Source organism: Lachnospira eligens (assembly GCF_009680455.1).
GTDB classification, from domain to species: Bacteria; Bacillota; Clostridia; order Lachnospirales; family Lachnospiraceae; genus Lachnospira; species Lachnospira eligens_A.
On record NZ_WKRD01000008.1, the window covers coordinates 1 to 3,845 of the forward strand.

At 35.4% G+C, this 3,845-nt stretch carries 3 protein-coding genes and 3 tRNA genes; all 6 read left to right on the forward strand.

Going from position 1 to position 3,845, the window contains the following annotated elements; genetic code table 11:
- The first annotated feature begins 200 nt into the window (after nucleotides 1–200).
- A tRNA-Asn gene (locus GKE48_RS10665) sits at nucleotides 201–272 on the forward strand.
- A 43-nt stretch (nucleotides 273–315) separates the two neighbouring features.
- Nucleotides 316–387: transfer RNA gene (locus GKE48_RS10670), tRNA-Glu, on the forward strand.
- A 14-nt stretch (nucleotides 388–401) separates the two neighbouring features.
- Nucleotides 402–472: transfer RNA gene (locus GKE48_RS10675), tRNA-Cys, on the forward strand.
- Nucleotides 473–554: 82 nt separating this feature from the next.
- Complete coding sequence (locus GKE48_RS10680; RefSeq protein ID WP_022098954.1) at nucleotides 555–1,775, forward strand: glycosyltransferase family protein; 1,221 nt, start codon at nucleotides 555–557, stop codon at nucleotides 1,773–1,775.
- A 47-nt stretch (nucleotides 1,776–1,822) separates the two neighbouring features.
- Nucleotides 1,823–2,596 carry a hypothetical protein gene (locus GKE48_RS10685; RefSeq protein ID WP_022098955.1) on the forward strand — a complete coding sequence of 258 codons (774 nt, stop codon included), beginning with the start codon at nucleotides 1,823–1,825 and terminating at the stop codon, nucleotides 2,594–2,596.
- A 16-nt stretch (nucleotides 2,597–2,612) separates the two neighbouring features.
- On the forward strand, nucleotides 2,613–3,845 hold a 1,233-nt coding region (locus tag GKE48_RS10690), incomplete at its 3' end, for a hypothetical protein (protein WP_173016922.1).

A 3,845-nucleotide genomic window follows, 5' to 3' on the forward strand; every position in this document is an offset into this window, starting at 1 on the left:
AGGGCTTAACCAAGAGAAAAGGTTAAGACGGTTTGGATAGAACAAAGAGAGTTATTCTTAAGAGTAATCGGATGAAAAAGTATTTGCAAAGACAGATACGATATGATATATTTAGTATGCAGTTTTGAAGGAGCAATCCTTTTAAAAGTAAGCTGCTATGTGGCTTACATTTTTTCACATAATGGAAACATTAGTGATAATCCTCGATAGCTCAATGGTAGAGCACTCGGCTGTTAACCGAGTTGTTGTAGGTTCGAGCCCTACTCGGGGAGCTAAGAATAAGTGGCATGCACTTGCCCATGAATTCTTTATTACGGCTCCATGGTCAAGCGGTTAAGACACCACCCTTTCACGGTGGTATCAGGGGTTCAAATCCCCTTGGAGTCATTTATTAATAATAAGGCGACATAGCCAAGTGGTAAGGCGTGGGTCTGCAACACCCTGATCACCAGTTCGAATCTGGTTGTCGCCTCTGTAAGCTTTAATCCGTCAGGGTTAAAGCTTTTTTTTAATATATACGATACGTGCAGATGCCAGAAATGGAGATTAATATTATGAAGGTATTAATATTTACAACAAGACAACTATGCTATAACAGTGGATATTATTTTGCACACAGAATTGGTGAAGAAATTGAAAAACTTGGGATTGAGTGTGAATATTGCGAAATACCTGAGAATGCAATCCCATCAGCAGGAACACAGATTGCACAGCCAGCTATAGAGAATGCAGGGAAAAGTGTAGATGAAGAAGCTGAGAAAATGCTGGAGAGTTATATTGGAAAGGAATATCTGGCAATACTAGATTTTAATTCTAAACTTCCAAGACTCATTCTTGATGATGAATCTTATTATCTTGATAGCATAGATGCTCCTTTTTATAATTTTATTCTGGATCACCCACTGTATCATCATTCAACACTTGATTGTAAGTTGAAGAATTATTATGCATTTTCAATAGATGAAAATCACTGTAAATATATACAGAATTTTTATCCACATATAAAAGCTGTATATCAGGTTGCGCTAGGTGCAGAAAATGTTATCTCTCTAGAAAATCTCCAGGAGAAAAAGAAAAGCATACTTATTATGGGGACATATAGGAATCCCGATATTTATATGAAACAGATATATAATATGAATAAGTATGCAGAAAAAAATATGCTTGTAATGTTAGAAAAGCTTGAAAATGACAATGAAATGACTGTTGAAAATGCACTTAAATGTATAATAAACAATTCAAATATCGAAAAAGACAGTTTTCCATTAATTCTTAATAAATATTATCTGGTAGAAATGTATTACAGAAATTATTATAGAAAGAAAATGGTCGACGCTCTTGTCAATACAGGATTTCATATAGATATAGCAGGGGAATGGTGGGAAAGTTATGATAAAATTAATAGTCCTAATGTGATATGGAATAAAGCAGTAAGATTTGATAAGTCATATGAATTGATAGCAGGATATAGGGCAATGGCAGATTCATCACCGTTTTTTAAGGGTGGAGTACATGACAGGGTATATGCAGGAATTGCTAATTATACTGCAGTTATGACTGATTATAATGATTATAGGAATAGATGTCTGCAAGATATTGTACAGATGTATGGTCAAGAATGCAATTATGAGGAAATATGTCAGAAAACTGATATGATGATGAATAATGATACATTTTATAAAGAAATGACACAGAAAGCATATGAAGAATATATGAATAATTATACATGGAAGTCAGTTGCAAAAAGAATTATTAAACATTTTCTTTCTGAATAATAATATGTATGTTATAATTGTAAAAAATGTGCAGTATGGAGGGTATAATGAAAGAACTTGGAAAATGCAGGGCTGTGATTGCTTTATTATGTTTTACTGCAACAGTTTTTAGTGGTTGCGGGAATAGAACTGAAGCTGTAATCACAGATGGAGAGGATATTACAACAGTAAGTGCTGAATATCCCACATTAGAAGAAAGTCATGCAGATATATTTACCTATAAAGATTTAAAAATTGGAAATATTTCTTATCTTATGACAGAATCCCAGGTTATAGCAATTTTAGGAAAACCAAAAGAGGAAACAGAGAATGATGGTGAGAAGATTTATTCATATAATGAGATGTCAATAGGTTTCGAAAAACTCGATGATAATAACAGACCTAGCGGCAGTGGTGTTTACAAGGTAACACAGGCAGCATCAATAGGAAGTGATGATAAGTTTTCGAGAAATATGCGTGTAGGACAATCAGCAGATGATATTTTAAAAATGTATTATAGAGATGCAGATTATCAGAATCATCTTTATATGTCTGAAGACAAAACACTTACTTATGGAAAGCTGCTCTATGGTGATTTTACAATAGCAGAGCTTGACAAGGTTAATACAAAAGAAACAGTTGCATATGGACTGGTTAATTATAATGGATATAGTAATCTGGAAACGGCAGATAGCTATAATATTGAATTTACATATGTTGATGGTAAATATAAAGGTGACAGGGCAACGGTTGATGATGATTTTGCCACACTTAATTTTGAAATAGATAACAATGGTAAGATAACAGCAATTTCGTGGTTCTATTATCCGGAACAGAATTGATATGAGGAGGACGATTATGAAGAAATTTGCAAGATGCATATTAATACTAATATTAGTTGCCATACTTAGTGGAGTTGGAGGTTATATATATGAAAATAATACTATGACTCCGATGTATGAATCAGTAGCAAAGCTTTATGTAGTACCAGGTTCACAGAATGAGGCATCTATAAGAGCTAAGAATGGTGGTTTGAATCATGATTTTATGATTATTTTCTCAAGCAAGGTTGTAATTGAGTCAGCACAGAGATTAGCTGGAACTTCGGAGGATATTTCGGAATATCTCACAGTTTCATCACCTGCTGACAGTAATATTGTTGAACTTAAAGTTGTTAATCCCGACCAGAATACAGCTAAGGCTTATGTTGATGCTGTTGCTAAAACTGCAGTTAAGACCACAACTATTATTCCGGTAGAGTCAATGCAGATTCTTTCTGAAGGAACAAGTGATGGCGTAGCAACAAAACCAGATTTGTATTATTACACAGCTTTAATTATGGGAGCAGCATGCGCAGTATGTGTATTTATTGAAATTGTTGTGTGTCTTATTCTGTGTGCATTCAAGAAGAAGGAAGACCATAGTGATGATGAATTTGAATATGAAGCCAGATTTGGAAGATATGCATATCCAAGAAGGGAATATATAGAAACAGAGGCAGATTCAACAAAGAGAATTGTTAATGATAATAAGAGAAAAGCCAGCTCTGATGATATTCTGGCAGCATTTGATGATGATGATGACGATGATGAGTATGATGATTCTTTTTTATATCATTCATCTGATAATAGTAATGCAAATGTGACTGAATCAGAAAAAACACCAGAAGCTCCTGTTATGGAATCTGAAGAAATTCCTGACAAAGCAGTAAAAGAGGTCGCAGCGACAAAGGAAGAATATAAGCCAGAGCCAGTTGTAGAAGCGGAACCGATACAGGAGGCTGCACCTGTAGTAGAAGAACCTATACTAGAGAAACAGGATGAACCAACATTAGTTGATGAGGAGCCAGCTCAGATTGTAGTTGATACACCAGTAGAAGAAGAACAGCCGGAAGAGGAAGCAGAACCGGTAGAAGAAGAACAGCCGGAAGAGGAAGTGAAACCGGTAGAAGAAGAACAGCCAGAAGAGGAAGTGAAACCGGTAGAAGAAGAACAGCCGGAAGAGGAAGCAGAACCTGTAGAAGAAGAACAGCCGGAAGAGGAAGTTAAACCGGTAGAAGAAGAACAGCCCGAAGAGGAAGTGAAACCGGTA